This window comes from Stenotrophomonas sp. (assembly GCF_050737575.1).
Taxonomy (GTDB): domain Bacteria; phylum Pseudomonadota; class Gammaproteobacteria; order Xanthomonadales; family Xanthomonadaceae; genus Stenotrophomonas.
The window spans coordinates 25914-40785 of sequence record NZ_JBOHXW010000004.1 but is presented as its reverse complement, the minus strand read 5'-3'; the positions used below and the strand labels follow the sequence as shown (position 1 = coordinate 40785).

The 14872-nt window shown below is 63.9% G+C and carries 15 protein-coding genes; 1 reads left to right on the top strand and 14 read right to left on the bottom strand.

The window, feature by feature from the left end:
• Positions 1-14 precede the first annotated feature (14 nt).
• The 5 genes from ACREP4_RS08710 to rlmD all read right to left on the bottom strand — a co-directional run bounded on the left by ACREP4_RS08710 (position 15) and on the right by rlmD (position 4458).
• Positions 15-566, bottom strand: a complete 552-nt coding sequence (locus ACREP4_RS08710) for a hypoxanthine-guanine phosphoribosyltransferase (protein ID WP_431595796.1) — start codon at positions 564-566, stop codon at positions 15-17.
• A complete protein-coding gene (gene nagZ / locus ACREP4_RS08705) occupies positions 566-1573 on the bottom strand; it encodes a beta-N-acetylhexosaminidase (RefSeq protein ID WP_431595795.1) in 1008 nt (335 codons plus the stop codon). Before nagZ ends, ACREP4_RS08710 begins: the two co-directional genes overlap by 1 nt.
• A gap of 66 nt (positions 1574-1639) precedes the next feature.
• The gene (locus tag ACREP4_RS08700; RefSeq protein ID WP_431595794.1) at positions 1640-2332 is read right to left on the bottom strand and encodes a DsbA family oxidoreductase; all 693 of its coding nucleotides are present in this window, start codon (positions 2330-2332) and stop codon (positions 1640-1642) included.
• A gap of 266 nt (positions 2333-2598) precedes the next feature.
• The gene (locus ACREP4_RS08695) at positions 2599-3114 is read right to left on the bottom strand and encodes a CYTH domain-containing protein (protein WP_431595793.1); all 516 of its coding nucleotides are present in this window, start codon (positions 3112-3114) and stop codon (positions 2599-2601) included.
• Between the two features lie 3 nt (positions 3115-3117).
• Positions 3118-4458: a 23S rRNA (uracil(1939)-C(5))-methyltransferase RlmD gene (gene rlmD / locus ACREP4_RS08690; RefSeq protein ID WP_431595792.1), complete on the bottom strand. Its 1341-nt coding sequence runs from the start codon at positions 4456-4458 to the stop codon at positions 3118-3120.
• 125 nt (positions 4459-4583) lie between these two features.
• Here rlmD and ACREP4_RS08685 point away from each other — a divergent pair, with 125 nt between their 5' ends.
• Positions 4584-5297, top strand: a complete 714-nt coding sequence (locus ACREP4_RS08685) for an Hpt domain-containing response regulator (protein WP_431595791.1) — start codon at positions 4584-4586, stop codon at positions 5295-5297.
• An 8-nt stretch (positions 5298-5305) separates the two neighbouring features.
• Here ACREP4_RS08685 and recO read toward each other — a convergent pair whose 3' ends face one another.
• From recO to rpoE, 9 genes are all read right to left on the bottom strand, one after another.
• On the bottom strand, positions 5306-6031 hold the full coding sequence (gene recO / locus ACREP4_RS08680; RefSeq protein ID WP_431595790.1) for a DNA repair protein RecO: 726 nt from the start codon (positions 6029-6031) through the stop codon (positions 5306-5308).
• Between the two features lie 170 nt (positions 6032-6201).
• Positions 6202-7101, bottom strand: a complete 900-nt coding sequence (era, locus tag ACREP4_RS08675; protein ID WP_431595789.1) for a GTPase Era — start codon at positions 7099-7101, stop codon at positions 6202-6204.
• Positions 7098-7775 carry a ribonuclease III gene (rnc, locus tag ACREP4_RS08670; protein ID WP_431595788.1) on the bottom strand — a complete coding sequence of 226 codons (678 nt, stop codon included), beginning with the start codon at positions 7773-7775 and terminating at the stop codon, positions 7098-7100. Before rnc ends, era begins: the two co-directional genes overlap by 4 nt.
• Positions 7765-8142, bottom strand: coding sequence for a DUF4845 domain-containing protein (locus ACREP4_RS08665; RefSeq protein ID WP_431595787.1), 378 nt, complete (start codon positions 8140-8142; stop codon positions 7765-7767). The genes rnc and ACREP4_RS08665 overlap by 11 nt, the downstream gene beginning before the upstream one ends.
• A gap of 520 nt (positions 8143-8662) precedes the next feature.
• Positions 8663-9472, bottom strand: a complete 810-nt coding sequence (lepB, locus tag ACREP4_RS08660; RefSeq protein ID WP_431595786.1) for a signal peptidase I — start codon at positions 9470-9472, stop codon at positions 8663-8665.
• Between the two features lie 95 nt (positions 9473-9567).
• A complete protein-coding gene (gene lepA, locus ACREP4_RS08655) occupies positions 9568-11358 on the bottom strand; it encodes a translation elongation factor 4 (protein ID WP_431596148.1) in 1791 nt (596 codons plus the stop codon).
• A 159-nt stretch (positions 11359-11517) separates the two neighbouring features.
• Positions 11518-13047 carry a DegQ family serine endoprotease gene (locus tag ACREP4_RS08650; RefSeq protein WP_431595785.1) on the bottom strand — a complete coding sequence of 510 codons (1530 nt, stop codon included), beginning with the start codon at positions 13045-13047 and terminating at the stop codon, positions 11518-11520.
• A 124-nt stretch (positions 13048-13171) separates the two neighbouring features.
• Positions 13172-14062 carry a sigma-E factor negative regulatory protein gene (locus tag ACREP4_RS08645; RefSeq protein ID WP_431595784.1) on the bottom strand — a complete coding sequence of 297 codons (891 nt, stop codon included), beginning with the start codon at positions 14060-14062 and terminating at the stop codon, positions 13172-13174.
• Positions 14059-14679, bottom strand: a complete 621-nt coding sequence (gene rpoE, locus ACREP4_RS08640) for an RNA polymerase sigma factor RpoE (protein WP_431595783.1) — start codon at positions 14677-14679, stop codon at positions 14059-14061. The genes ACREP4_RS08645 and rpoE overlap by 4 nt, the downstream gene beginning before the upstream one ends.
• Between the last annotated feature and the right edge of the window lie 193 nt (positions 14680-14872).

Here is a 14872-nt window from a genome sequence, read left to right as displayed (position 1 = left end):
CGGTGCGGCGCGGCTTATTCCTTCATCGCGTAGATGGCTGGCAGGGTGCGCAGCGATTCGTTGACGTCCATGCCGAAGCCGAACACGAAGCGGTCCGGCAGCTCGACGCCGACGTAATCGGCCTTGACGTCCGGCAGCGCGCGGTCGTGCTTCTTCACCGTCATCGCGGCGATGCGCACGTCGGTGGCGCCCTGCTCCATGCACCACTGGCGCACGCCCTGCAGGGTGAAGCCTTCGTCCAGGATGTCGTCGACCAGCAGTACGCGGCGCCCGAACAGCGCGGTGGCTGGACGGTGCTTCCACACCAGATCGCCGCCGGTTTCGCCGTGGTAGCGGGTGGCATGCAGGTAGTCGAACTGCAGGTCTTGCCCGCGCGCGCCCAGTTCCAGCGCAAGCTGGCCGGCGAACGGCAGCGCGCCGTGCATGATCGACAGATAGACCGGGACTTCACCCTTGTAATCGCGCGCAATCGCGTCGGCGATGCCGGCAATGGCCTTGTCGATGGTGGGACGGTCGACCAGCAGGTCGGCCTGGGCCAGGGCCTGTTCGATAGTGAGGTTGGGCATCAGACGGTTCTTCCAAGGTTTTCAAGCAAACGGTTACGGGTATCGCCATGACGGCCGTCGGCCAACAGGCCGCCCCAGGCCATCGCGCCACGGGTGATCAAGCCCAGCAGCGCAGCGGTATTGAGGCTGCGGCCAGCAACGGCCTGCAGCGATTCTTCGACCAGCTCCGGGTGGCAGACCAACACCACATCGCAGCCGGCATCCAGGTGGGCATCGACCCGGGCTTTGACGCCACCGGCAGCGAATGACGCCGCCATGCCGATGTCGTCGGAGAACACCACGCCGCGGAACCCCATGTCCTGACGCAGGATCTGGTTGATCCAGCGCGACGAGTAACCGGCCGGTTCCGGCGCAACCTGCGGGTAGATGACGTGGGCCATCATCACCGCATCGGCGCCAGCGGCGATGCCTGCGCGAAACGGTACCAGATCAAGGGTTTCCATTTCCTGCAGGGAGCGCGGGTCAATCGCGATGTCCACATGTGTGTCTTCACGCACCGTGCCGTGCCCGGGGAAATGCTTCAGCGTGGCAGCCATGCCCACCGAATGCATGCCGCGCACATAGGCGGCGGTGAGTGCGGCCACGGCTTGCGGGTCTTCACCGAAAGCGCGGTTGCCGATGGCCAGGTTGCCGTGGCCAACATCCACCACCGGGGCGAAGCTCAGGTCCAAGCCACTGGCGCGGATTTCACTGGCCATCAACCAGGCGTGCTGTTCGGCCAGCGCCAATGCGGCATCCGGATCGGTGCCGTACAGCTTGCCGAGGCCATCCAGCGGCGGCAGTTCGGTGTAACCCTCCCGGAAGCGCTGCACGCGCCCGCCTTCCTGATCCACGGCCAGCAGCAGCGGCCGCGCGGTGGCCGCGCGGATGGCCGAGGTCAACTCGACCACCTGCTCGCGGGAGGCAAAGTTACGTTTGAACAGCACCACGCCGGCCACCGCATCGTGCTGCAGCCAGTCTCGCTCCTGGGCCGTCAATTCGGTGCCGGCAACGCCGATCAAAAGCATGCAAGGACTCCAGGTCACCGCAGGCTGCGGTGTAGCCCGGCATTGTCGCAGATGGCGCCTTTGCCGTCAGACGCTGCAGCCATCCGGGCCGCAGCCCTGTTCATCGTTTGCGGGTGCGGCGGGGGCCAACTCGGCGGCCACTTTCGCCAGCACCTCGGCGATCACTTCCGGCGGCTGCGCACCCTGCACCGCGTACTTGCCGTTGATGACGAAAGTCGGCACCGACTGGATACCCAACGCCTGCGCCTGACCCAAGCCGGCGCGGACCTCCGCCAACCCCTCGTCGGAGCCCAGCATCGCGGTGACGCGCTCAGCCGGGATACCGCCGGCCGCAGCCGCTTCGATCAGCACCAACGGATCAGCCAGATTGCGGCCGTGCTCGAAGTGCGCGCGGAACAAGGCTTCGCCCACCGGCTCCTGCACATCCAGCGTGCCGGCCAGCCACATCAGCCGATGTGCCGGCAGCGTGGTGACCTTGACCTGGCCCCGGTCGAAATCCATCGGCAGGCCTTCGGCCTGAGCGGTGGATTGGGTCTGCGCCAGCATCTGGTTGGTACGCTCGATACCGCCAAATTTGGCCGCGTAGGCCTCACGCAGCGGCACCGGGTTGGCATCGGCGTCGGGCGCCAGCAGGAACGGATGCCAATGCACGTCCAAGTCCGGTGCCTTGTCGCCCATCAGCGCCAGCGCACGCTGGAAACGGTGCTTGCCGATCCAGCACCAAGGGCAGACCACGTCGGACCAGATATCAATGCGCATGATGGGGCGATTCCGTTGTCGTGCAGGGAGTCGCAGCGTAACGGAGAGCCCGTGCCGATACATGGAACCTTCCGTTGCACGACGGCGTGTTTGTCTGTGTTGCCGCAGACAGGCGGAAGCTCAACCCCTTCCCAACCCTCCCCTCCGCCTGCGGCGCAAGGGAGGCAAAAGCGACATCCCAGCGCCGTAGGCTGGGATGCGGATCCCAGCGAAGACCTCGGCGTCCAGGTGCTGGGATTCACATCCCAGCCTAGGCAGCATTCAACTCAAGCGTTGCCCTGACTGCGCTCTTCGTCGCTCCACGCGCTGTACGGGCGCGAGGCCAAGGCCAGGTTGTAGTAACGCAGTTCGTCGGTGACTTCGGCACCGGCCCAATCGGGTCTGTCGAAGCGCTGATCGGCACTTTCCAGTTCGACTTCGGCCACCACCAGACCCGCGTTGTCGCCGAGGAATTCGTCCACTTCCCACAGCAGGCCGCCGAAGCTGACCATGTGCCGACGTTTGTCGATCAGGCCGCCCACGCACAGCGCCAGCAACTCGCGCGCCTGGCTCACCGGCACCGGGTAGTCGAACTCCTGGCGGGTGTGGCCCAGCTCGCGCGACTTGATGTTCAAGTACGCGTCCTGGCCCTGGATGCGCACGCGCACCGAGGCCTTCTGCGTGCCGTTGTCCATCGCCGCCATGTCGTTGATGTAGCCCTGCGCCATCGGGATGACGGCATGCGCGGCAGCGCGCCAGGCATCGCTGGTGACCAGGAATTTACGTTCGATCTCGATGCCCATGACTTACTTCTTCTCGAACACGGCAATGCTTTCGACGTGCGCGGTGTGCGGGAACATGTCCATCGCACCGGCCGACACAAGCGTGAAGCCCTGCTCGTTGACCAAGTAACCGGCATCACGTGCCAGCGAACCCGGATGGCAGCTGACGTAGACGATGCGCTTGAACTGCTTCAACGGCAGCTGCTGCAGCACGTCGATCGCGCCAGAGCGCGGCGGATCCAGCAGCAGCTTGTCGAAGCCCTGCTTCATCCACGGCGTGTTGCGCTGGTCCTGGGTGAGATCAGCGGCAAAGAACTGCGCGTTGTCCAAACCATTGCGCGCGGCGTTTTCCTTGGCACGCGTGACCAGACCCGCTTCACCTTCCACGCCCACCACTTCGCGCACCGTGCGCGCCAACGGCAAGGTGAAGTTGCCCAGGCCACAGAACAGATCAAGCACGCGCTCATCCGGCTGTGCGTCCAGCAAGGTCAGCGCGTGCGCGATCATCTGTTGGTTGAGCTTTGCGTTGACCTGGATGAAATCCAGCGGTCGGAACGCCAGTTCCACGTCCCACTGTGGCAATGCGAACGACAATGGCACGCCTTCGGCCGGCCACAACGGCTGCACGGTTTCCAGGCCACCAGACTGCAGATAGATGGCGAAACCATGTTCCTCGCCGAATGCCTTCCACGCTTCCGTGTCGGCAGCGGAAAGCGGCTGCATGTGACGCACGGTCAGCGCGATGGCGGCGTCACCGGCAATGAATTCAATCTGCGGAATATCGCGTTTGCCATCCAGCGATTCGATGAACTCCGACAGCGCCGACACCTTGCTGCCGATTTCCGGGATCACCGTCAGGCACTGCGACAGATCCGCAACAAAACGCGGATCCAACTCGCGGAAACCGACCAGCGTCTTGTCCTTCTTCTCGACGCGACGCACCGAGAAACGCCCCTTGCGGCGGTAGCCCCAGCTGTCGCCAGCCAGCGGCGGCAACACGGCGCCCGGCTTCACATGGCCGATACGCTCCAGGTTGTCCATCAACACGCGCTGCTTGGCGATGATCTGCTGCGACTCGTCCAGGTGCTGCAGCACACAGCCGGCGCACACGCCGAAATGCGGGCAACGCGCTTCCACGCGATGCGGCGATGCCTTCAGCACCTCCAGGGTGCGGCCTTCATCAAAGTGACGGCTTTTGCCGGTCTGCTCGACCATCACCGTTTCCTGCGGCAATGCGCCGCTGATGAAGGTGACCTTCCCGCCCTCGCCTTCACGGCGTGCAACGCCACGGCCATCGTGGCTCAGGTCGAGGATGTCGGTCTGGAACGGGGTCTTGTCTATGCGGGGGGTTCTGGATCGGGCCACGTGGCAACAGGCTGCGGGCAAAAGGGGGCGTATTGTCGCAGAAGCGTGGCCGAACCTCTCCCGCCGCTTGCAGATACTGGCCCCCTCGCTAATATGCACAAAACGCGCTGGCATGGAGGCAGCAGATGAATACGCAGACACAGGGATCCGTTCCGCACCTGCTACTGGTCGAGGACGACATGACCAGTCAGGGATTTTTCCAGTTCGCACTGGAATCACTGCCCGCGACGGTGGATATCGCCGACTCGTTCGCAAGCGCGCTGCAGCGCGCCGAATCCGCGCATTACGATCTCTGGCTGATCGACGTCAACCTGCCCGACGGAGACGGTCCCAGCCTGCTGCAACGGCTGCGCGCCAAGCATCCACGCGTGTCGGCACTGGCGCACACCGCCGATGCCAGCACCGAGGTCCAACAAGCGCTGCAACAGGCCGGCTTCAGCGAAACGCTGATCAAGCCGATGACCCGCGACACCCTGCTCAAAGCAATCCGCCGCACGTTGGCCAAGTCGACCGCAGGCAGCGACAGCTGCGAAGCGACGGAAATCCCGCATTGGGACGAAGCCGTTGCGCTTGCCGCACTGAACGGACAACAGGCGCATCTGCGTGCACTACGCGAGTTGTTTTTGGCCGAATTACCCAGCGCCCGCGACGCGGTGGGTCGCGCGTTTGATCGGCACGATGACGCTGAACTGCGTAACCAACTGCACCGTTTGCAGGCCAGCTGCGGTTTTGTCGGTGCACTGAAACTGGCACGGGCGGTACGCCAGCTGCACAACACGCCCGGCGCACCTGCCGCCCGGCAGCAGTTCGACAGTGCGGTAAGCGCGCTGCTCGGCTGAGCGGCGCTTCACTCCGCCGGGCGACTCAGGTCGCCCAGCATCTCCCAGGATTTCAACCCGCGACCGCCCAGGTGGTGCAGCAACACGGCGCGCATCTGCAGGCGCAGGCTGGCCAAGTCGGGCGCGGCGGGAAGTTTGTCTTCGGCCAGCGCCAACAAGGCACTGCCGGTCGCCAGACCGCGACGCTCCGCACTGCTGCGCTCGCTGAGTTGCCGCAGCGGTCCTTGTGTCGGATCCAGCTGATAACGCGCGGCGGGATCGATGGCTTCACCATCGGCCGCGCAGGTCCAATCGAAACCGACGCCCAAGGCTTCAAGCAGATCGCGCTCGAAGCAACGCAGCGACCACGCCAAGTTTTCCATCGCCTCCAGTCGGCTACGCAACACGCCGTAGGCGACGTACAGCTCGGGGGACGGATCGTTGCGCGGCGCCAGCCGCATCGCCAGCTCGCTCACATAGAAGCCGGCCAGCATCGCATTGCCGTGCAGGCGCGGCGCGACATCCTGACTCTCGGCGCGCCGCAGCTGCGCCAATTCGCCACCCATCACCGCATCGAAGCTGATGGACTGCAGCGGCTGCAGAGCCGCGCGTAATGCCTGCTTTTTCGGCCCCTGCACACCGCGCGCCAACAAACCCACACGGCCGTGCTCCAGCGTCAGCACTTCCACCAGCAAACTGGTCTCACGCCAGGGGCGCGCGTGCAGGACGTAGGCGGGCTGGTCTGTGATGCGCATCGAGGGCGGGGAACGAGGGGCGGGGAACTGGGAATGCGGCTAAACGGCGCGGAACGTGTTGCGGGTCGCCGATGCCAAGGAAAAACACTCAGGCCCGAGCGGGAGGGAAACGCTTCGCCGGCAAATCCCGGCTTCCTTGTTCCCTCTTTCCCGCTCGCTGCCTTCAACCCTTACTCGCCGTAACCGAAGGCCTTCAGTGCGGCTTCGTCGTCCGACCAGCCTTCGCGTACGCGAACCCAGGTTTCCAGGAACACCTTGGCCCCGAACAAACGCTCCATCTGCATGCGCGCCTTGGCGCCGATGTCCTTCAGGCGGACGCCGCCCTTGCCGATGACGATGGCCTTCTGGCCTTCGCGCTCGACCCAGATCACCGCGCCGATGCGCAGCAGCTCGCCGTCTTCAGCGAAGCGTTCAATCTCCACCGTGGTGGCATACGGCAGCTCTTCGCCGAGCTGGCGCATCAACTGCTCGCGCACCAGTTCGCCGGCGAGGAAGCGCTGGCTGCGGTCGGTGATTTCGTCTTCGCCAAACATCGGCGGTGCTTCCGGCACCAGCCCGATCAGGTCACGCACCAGCGCGTCCAGACCGTTGCGCTTGAGTGCGGAGATCGGATGCACGGCGGCGAATTCGCGGCCGACGGTGATTTCCTGCAGGAACGGCAGCAGCGCGCCCTTGTCCTTGAGCCGGTCAACCTTGTTGACGACCAACACGACCGGGACACCGGCATCACTGAGCACGTTGAAGGCCAGCGTATCTTCTTCATCCCAGCGGCCGGCTTCGATCACCAGCAGGCCGGCGTCGACACCTTCCAGCGAGCCGCGCGCGGCGCGGTTCATCACCCGGTTCATTGCCCGTTTCTGCTGGCGATGCAGCCCGGGCGTGTCGACCAGCACCAGCTGGCCTTCCGGGTAAGTAGCAATGCCCAGCAGACGGTGGCGCGTGGTCTGCGGACGGTTGGAGACAATGCTGACCTTGGCGCCAACCAATGCATTGGTCAGGGTCGATTTGCCGACATTGGGACGGCCGATGACAGCGACGCTGCCACAGCGATGGGGGGAGGTGTCGTTCACTTGGATTCCAATTGCGCTATTGCGGCAGCAGCCGCTTGTTGTTCAGCCAACCGGCGCGAAGTGCCTTCGCCCTCGGTAGCCACGGCAGGGTCTGCCACGCGACAACACACTTGAAAGTGTTTGGCGTGGTCGTCACCGGTTTCCGAAACCAGCTCGTACACCGGCAGCCCCTTCTGCCGGGCCTGCAACCATTCCTGCAGGCGTGTTTTGGGGTCTTTTTCAGGCTTGCCCACCGGCACCGCGGCCAGTGATTCCTCGAACCAGGGCAGCACCACCACGCGGCAGGCATCAAAGCCAACGTCCAGGTAGATGGCGGCAACCACCGCTTCCACGGTGTCGGCAAGGATCGAATCCCGCCGATGGCCGCCGGATTTCATCTCACCCGGGCCCAGCGTCAGGCGCTCGCCCAGCTGCAAGGTACGCGCGATGACCGCCAGCGCTCCTTCGCAGACCAGCATGGCGCGGGCGCGGGTCAACGCGCCCTCGTCGGCCTTCGGCCAGCGGCTGAACAGCGCCTCGGCGATCAGCATGTTGACGATGCTGTCGCCCAGAAACTCCAGACGCTCGTTGTGCGGAGCGCCGGCACTGCGATGAGTCAGGGCCTGCTTGAGCAGATCCTGATTCTTGAATGGATGACCGATCAGGTCACCCCGTTGGAACGTCTTATTCAACACTGCGCGAAGTCAGATCCTGGGAGTTTTCAAAACGGCCGACGATATCGAGATTGCCAACCAACGGACGGCGCACTTCGTAATTGACGTTCATGCGCCAACCACCATCAATGCGCTCGAACTTGATGTTGTCGCGCTTGACGCTTTCGGAATAATTCATGTCCATGCGCTTGAAGAACAGCTCCTGCGCCTTGGCCGGGGCCATGTCAGCACTGCCGCTCTCCTTGGCCAGCGCCTTCATCGACGACTTGACCGCATAGAACTCCTGGTACATCGGGAACAGCTTCATGCCGATATAGAGCGCAAACCCCACCACGGCCAGCACGGCCAGGAACGAGGTCAAGGTCATGCCATTTTGCTTGTACTTCATTGCGATCTCCCCAGATACACGTTGTTGATCATTGAATGCGTTCCCCCAACAGGGTCGGCTCGGAATGGGTGGTGCAACACTGCTTGGAACCGCTCTCCGACCCCGAAGACCCGGCTCTTCGGGCGTTCACGGCACGGCGAACTGTCCGCCGACCACAAATGCGGGCCGCCAGCCTTGGCGCGATTGTCCCCCATCACACAGGACTGGCCCAGCGTTGCCGCCCAATCCGGCTGACTATCGGAGTTGGGCAAACCGGACATTTCCGCCAGCGTATGGGTACGCCCCGACAGCCATTCGGTCAACTGGTCGGCGCCCGGATAGTGGGCCGCCAAGCGGTAATGGCCACGTTGCACGGGCGCGTCGCAGAAGGTCAGGGCAGCGCCGCGAAAACCCATCCGGCCAGCCGACAGACCAATTACGCGCCTGGCTCGAACCTGCCCGGGCACGCAGGGGACGACGTGAGCACGACTACGTCGCATCCCTCCGCTGGCACGCCGGCGCTGGACAGGCTGCATGCCGATTACTGAATGCGCGTCCCGATCCGGGACGGCTCAAAGCTGTTCTTGCAGAACCAGCCGCTGCAATTGAGCCAGATCAGGAATGCCTTGCCGCGCAGGTTCTGCTCGGGAAGCACGCCCCAGAAACGGCCGTCATCACTGTTGTCGCGGTTGTCGCCCATGACCAGATAGTGGCCCTGCGGCACGTTCCACTCGCCCTGGCTGCGCGGATCAGCAACGCCCAGCTGCTCCAGCACGGTGTGCGAGCGGCCCGGCAGATGTTCGGTCAGCAAGGTCTGACTGGTCGGCTTGCCGTTGAAGAGATATTCGCCCTTCACGTCATAGGACACCGGCTGGCCATTGATCGACACCGAGTCGCCATGGAAGCTGATGTGGTCACCCGGCAGGCCGATCACGCGCTTGATGAAGTTCTCACCAATCTGCGGATCGTCCGGCTGTCCCGGATGGCCCGGGAACTGGAACACCACCACGTCACCACGCGCCGGCTCGGACACCGGAATCACCTTGGTGTTGGTGATCGGCAGACGGAAGCCGTAAGAGAACTTGTTGACCAGGATGAAATCGCCGATCAGCAGGTTGGGCATCATCGAGCTGGACGGAATCTTGTACGGCTCGGCGATGAAGCTGCGCAGCACCAACACCACCAGCAGCACCGGGAAGAAGGCGCGCGAGTAATCCACGACCACCGGTTCTTCGCTGTCCAACAGGCTGGCTTTGGCGGCGCGGCGCTTGGCCAGGAACAGCTTGTCCAACAGCAGCACCAGACCCGAACCCAGCGTCAGTACTACCAGGGCGATTTCAAACCATTTCATTCGTGTTCCTTTGGAATGGGAATGGGGAAACGGACGGGGAAAACGAGTGCCCAAACAGGCACATCACACTCCCCATTCCGCATCCCGATTCACTGTTACTTGTCCATCTGCAGCACAGCGAGGAAGGCTTCCTGCGGGATTTCCACGCGGCCAACCTGCTTCATGCGCTTCTTGCCTTCTTTCTGCTTTTCCAACAGCTTCTTCTTGCGCGAAATGTCGCCACCATAGCACTTGGCCAACACGTTCTTGCGCATGGCTTTGACCGTGGTACGGGCAATGATCTGCGCACCCACAGCGGCCTGGATGGCCACGTCGAACATCTGCCGTGGGATCAGATCCTTCATCTTTTCGCACAGCTCGCGACCGCGCCGGTCGGCATGGCTGCGGTGGACGATCAAGGACAGCGCATCGACCTTGTCGCCGTTGATCAGCACGTCCAGACGCGCAAACGGGCCGGCGTCGAAACGCACGAAGTGGTATTCCAGCGAGGCATAGCCACGGCTGACCGACTTGAGCTTGTCGAAGAAATCCAACACCACTTCAGCCATCGGCAGCTCATAGCTGATCTGCACCTGGCTGCCCATGTAATTGATGCCGATCTGGCTGCCGCGCTTCTCTTCGCACAGCTTGATGATGCTGCCGATGTACTCCTCGGGCGTGAGGATGTTGGCGCGGATGATCGGTTCGCGGATTTCTTCGATGGTGTTGATCGCCGGCAGCTTGGCCGGGTTGTCCATCATCACGATGGTGCCGTCGCTCTTGAGCACCTCGTAGATCACCGTCGGTGCGGTGCTGATCAGATCGAGGTTGTACTCGCGCTCCAGACGCTCCTGCACGATTTCCATGTGCAGCATGCCGAGGAAGCCGCAGCGGAAGCCGAAGCCCATCGCCTCGGAGCTTTCCGGCTCGAAGCGCAGCGCGGCATCGTTCAGGCGCAGCTTGTCCAGCGCTTCGCGCAGGTCCGGGTAGTCCTCGGCATCCACCGGGAACAGGCCGGCGAACACGCGCGGCTGCATTTCCTGGAAACCGGGCAGCGGCTCGGACGCCGGGTCCGACTGCAGGGTCAGGGTGTCGCCGACCGGTGCACCGTGCACGTCCTTGATGCTGGCGTTGATCCAGCCCACTTCACCGGCACGCAGCGCAGGCATTTCCTTGCGCTTGGGGGTGAACACGCCAACCTTGTCGACCAGATGCCAACGGCCGGTGGACATGACCTGGATCTTGTCACCGGGCTTGATCTGGCCCTGCATCACGCGCACCAGCGAGACCACGCCCAGATAGTTGTCGAACCACGAGTCGATGATCAGCGCCTGCAGCTTGTCGCTGCCGCGGTCAACCGGCGCCGGGATGCGGTGCACGATGGCTTCCAGCACCTCTTCCATGTTCAGGCCGGTCTTGGCACTGACTGCGACTGCGTCGGTGGCATCGATGCCGATCACCGCTTCAATCTCGGCCTTGGCACGGTCGATATCAGCGGTCGGCAGGTCGATCTTGTTCAGCACCGGCACCACTTCCAGGCCCTGTTCAATGGCCGTGTAGCAGTTGGCGACCGACTGCGCTTCCACGCCCTGCGCGGCATCGACCACCAGCAGCGCGCCTTCGCAGGCGGCCAGCGAGCGGCTGACTTCATAGGAGAAGTCGACATGCCCGGGGGTGTCGATGAAGTTCAGGAAATAGGTCTCGCCGTTGCGGGCCGTATACGGCACCGACACCGACTGCGACTTGATCGTGATGCCACGCTCGCGCTCGATGGGATTGTTGTCGAGCACCTGCGCTTCCATTTCGCGCGCACTCAAACCGCCGCATAACTGGATGATGCGGTCAGCAAGTGTGGACTTGCCGTGGTCAACGTGGGCGATGATGGAGAAGTTGCGGATCATCCGCATTGAATCGTGGGGCATAGGTAGCGGCGTCGGCGCGGCGTCGGCAGGATAACGGGGCATTATCGCACGCCCGGACACGGCCCCGCACACGCGCTGCGCGGAGCTGAACGAAAGGAGCCGCCCGAAGGCGGCTCCCGTTGCTACAGCAGGGTTTGGAGCGAATCAGTCGCCCGCCCGCAGCGCCACGAAGGCACTGTTGGCGCCACTGCGGACCAGCAACATCACCACATCGCCCTTCTTGACGCCGGCCAGCTCGCGGTTCAGCGCGGCAACGCTGCCGACCGGGGTGCGGCCGACCTGCATCACCACCACGCCCGGGGACAACCGCGCTTCACGGGCAGCCTGGCTGTTCACACCGATGATGCGCACACCCTCGCCCGCACCCAGCCCCAGCTGACGACGCTCGGCGGCGGTCAGGTCGGCCAATTCCAGACCCAACAAGGCATTGGCGCCGGTCTGCGGCTTGCCCTCGTCGGCACCTTCAGCGGAACCACCGCCACGCTGCGCGTCCTCGGCCAGTTCGGTCAGGGTCACCGTGATGTCACGCGGCCTGCCGTCACGCACGATGCCCAAACGCACCTTGCTGCCCGGCGGCATGGCGCCAATCAACGGCGGCAGCTCGCTGGAGGAGTTGATCTCGGTGCCATTGACCGAGCGGATCACGTCACCCACTTCGATGCCGGCTTTGGCGGCCGAACTGTCCGGCACCATCTGGTTGACCAGCGCACCACGGCCGTCCGGCAGTTTCAGCCCTTCGGCGGCATCGGCGGTGATCGCACCGACCATCACGCCCAGCTGACCACGGCTGACCTTGCCGGTCTTCTTGATCTGATCGACGGCATTCATCGCCAGATCGATCGGAATGGCAAAGCTGATGCCCATGTAGCCGCCCGAGGCGGAGAAGATCTGCGAATTGATGCCGACCACTTCACCGCGCGTGTTCAACAGCGGGCCACCGGAGTTGCCCTGGTTGATCGCCACGTCGGTCTGGATGAACGGCACATAGCGCTGGTCGGCATACGGATTGCTGCGGCCCGTAGCGCTGACGATGCCGGCGGTGACCGAATGGTCCAGACCGAACGGCGAACCGATGGCCAATACCCACTGACCCGGCTTGAGCGTATTGGAATCGCCCACCCGCACGGTCGGCAGGTTCTTGGCGTCGATCTTCAGCAGCGCCACGTCGTACTGGGCATCGCTGCCGATCACCTTGGCGGTGAACTCACGGCGATCACTGAGCTTGACCTTGACCGACTCTGCGCCATCGACAACGTGATGGTTGGTCAGCACATAACCGTCATTGGAAATGATGAAACCCGAACCCATGCCGCGACCGCGCGGCCCATTGTCCTGCCCACGCGGGCCCGGACCCTGCTGCCCCGGGCCGGGAAAATCCGGGCCGAAGAAGCGGCGGAAGAATTCCGGCATCTGGTCCATGTCCGGGTTGCTGGCCATGCGCGGATCACGGCGAGCGCCGATGATGGTTTCCACATTCACCACGCCCGGGCCGACCTGATCGACGAGCTGGGTGAAATCCGGCAAGCCACTGACCAACTGCGGCGCGGGCGCCACCGGGCGCGCGGCGGCGGCCTGCTCAGCCGGCGCGGCGGGCGCAGTGGTCTGGGCACAGGCCGCCAGCGGCAAAGTCATCGCCAGCAGGCCAAAAATCTTGGAATGGATACGGTGCGTCATCGGCAGCGAGCCTCCGGTTCATCGGGATACGGAAAGAAAGACCTGCGCGACCACGCCGGGCAACGGCATGTTGGCAGGATCAGGGGGAAGTGCCGGTGAGCAGACGCCGACCGGCACCGCAAACTCAGTGACGCGGCGTCAGCCGAGGCAGCTCGGCGGCGTCGGCTTCATGGGCCGGCAAGCGCGGCTCGAACGGGTAGAACGTCGCCCCGCCCTGCTCCCGCACCGGGAAGCTGGCATTCAATGCACCACTTTGAGAAAGCGCCGAACGCGGCCACGGCCGGGCCTGCAGATTGCCAGCAGCGGCAAACGGATCACGCTGCAAGCCTGACGCAACCGCTGGCACCGGCAAGGCCGGTGCGGCTGCCAGCGCGCGCTGCGGCTCGGTGACGCGGGCAATCGACGAGGCGCGTGCGGCTTGCTGGGTGCGGGTGGCACTGCCCCGGCGCTGCGTAGCGTCCTGACGGCGTGCCACTGCCACCGCAACAGCCGGTGCGGCAGCGACCAGGGCAGCGGCATCGCCGACGACCTGACCGGCGTCCGGCGCTGGTTGCACCGGCATGCTCGAAACCTGCGCGGTTGTGGCGATCACCGGATCAGGCAAGGCCTCGCCCGGCAATTGTTCGCGGGCCATGAACAGAGCCACCGCGGCGACCGAAGCCGCCAATGCCGCACCACCGCTCCAGCGCATCCAACCGCTACGCGCCGGGCGCTGAGGCGTCATCTGCACCGGGCCATGTTGTTTGATGTCGGCCGCAATGGCCGCACGCACTTTCGCGCTGAAATCCATCGGCGCCGGCGCGCAGGCCTGCCCACGCAGCGTATCGCCCAGCATCTGCCAACGCTCCTGACACGCGGACAGATCCGCGTCGTGCTCGAGGCGGCGCAGCATGAAACGCGCCTCATCGGCAGCCAGCTCGCCGTCCACCAATGCAGACAGCTGCTGCTGGTAGTGAAGCTCAAACTTGTCGGCGTTGGTGTTCATGATCTCCGGGGTCTGGCGTGTGCTGTTCATGTACGGCTCCGTTCACGGGTTGCACTGGCGGTATCCAACAAGGGCCGCAGTTGAACGTCGATGGCTTCGCGTGCGCGGAATATCCGCGAACGTACCGTGCCAATCGGACAACCCATTTTTTGTGCGATTTCCTCGTAACTCATGCCTTCCACCTCTCGCAACGTGATAGCCGAACGCAACTCTTCAGGCAACGCTTCGACCGCCTTCATCACGGTTTGTTCCAATTCCTGGCGCATCAATTCACGCTCGGGCGTGTCGGTGTCGCGCAGACGAATGCCGCTGTCGAACTGCTCGGCGTCACCGATGTCGACATCGTCCGTCGGCGGGCGCCGGTTGTGTGCAGCCAGGTAGTTCTTTGCGGTGTTCACTGCGATCCGATGCAACCAGGTATAGAACTGGGCGTCGCCACGGAAATTTCCAATCGCGCGGTAAGCGCGGATGAAAGTGTCCTGGGCCACGTCCTGACATTCACTCCAGTCGGCGATGTAGCGCCCGATCAGCGCAACGACACGGTGCTGGTACTTGCGAACCAGGACATCGAACGCTGCGCTTTCGCCGTGCTGCACGCGCCGGACCAGTTCCAGGTCCAACTCCTGTGGTGTTTCAACCTCGGCCATAACGGGCCGCACTCCTGTCAGCCCAACCGACGTCGGGCAATGAGACCGCTGCTCGCGGAAAAAGTTCAGTCCCCTCGCCGGAGGGGGGCGCACCGGCTTTTAACTCCCGTTCGGCTAGGCTGTCGGGAAGCTGCTGCCGGCGCGAACGCATCACCTTCCAAAGCATTGGGATTTGACGCCGGGGAAACAACCT

Excerpts from the sequence above, each read along its gene's own strand:
- ACREP4_RS08710 (WP_431595796.1), bottom strand. The coding sequence starts at position 566 with ATGCCCAACCTCACTATCGAACAGGCCCTGGCCCAGGCCGACCTGCTG.
- nagZ (WP_431595795.1), bottom strand. The coding sequence starts at position 1,573 with ATGCTTTTGATCGGCGTTGCCGGCACCGAATTGACGGCCCAGGAGCGA.
- ACREP4_RS08700 (WP_431595794.1), bottom strand. The coding sequence starts at position 2,332 with ATGCGCATTGATATCTGGTCCGACGTGGTCTGCCCTTGGTGCTGGATC.
- ACREP4_RS08695 (WP_431595793.1), bottom strand. The coding sequence starts at position 3,114 with ATGGGCATCGAGATCGAACGTAAATTCCTGGTCACCAGCGATGCCTGG.
- ACREP4_RS08685 (WP_431595791.1), top strand. The coding sequence starts at position 4,584 with ATGAATACGCAGACACAGGGATCCGTTCCGCACCTGCTACTGGTCGAG.
- recO (WP_431595790.1), bottom strand. The coding sequence starts at position 6,031 with ATGCGCATCACAGACCAGCCCGCCTACGTCCTGCACGCGCGCCCCTGG.
- ACREP4_RS08665 (WP_431595787.1), bottom strand. The coding sequence starts at position 8,142 with ATGAAGTACAAGCAAAATGGCATGACCTTGACCTCGTTCCTGGCCGTG.
- lepB (WP_431595786.1), bottom strand. The coding sequence starts at position 9,472 with ATGAAATGGTTTGAAATCGCCCTGGTAGTACTGACGCTGGGTTCGGGT.
- lepA (WP_431596148.1), bottom strand. The coding sequence starts at position 11,358 with ATGCGGATGATCCGCAACTTCTCCATCATCGCCCACGTTGACCACGGC.
- ACREP4_RS08650 (WP_431595785.1), bottom strand. The coding sequence starts at position 13,047 with ATGACGCACCGTATCCATTCCAAGATTTTTGGCCTGCTGGCGATGACT.
- ACREP4_RS08645 (WP_431595784.1), bottom strand. The coding sequence starts at position 14,062 with ATGAACAGCACACGCCAGACCCCGGAGATCATGAACACCAACGCCGAC.
- rpoE (WP_431595783.1), bottom strand. The coding sequence starts at position 14,679 with ATGGCCGAGGTTGAAACACCACAGGAGTTGGACCTGGAACTGGTCCGG.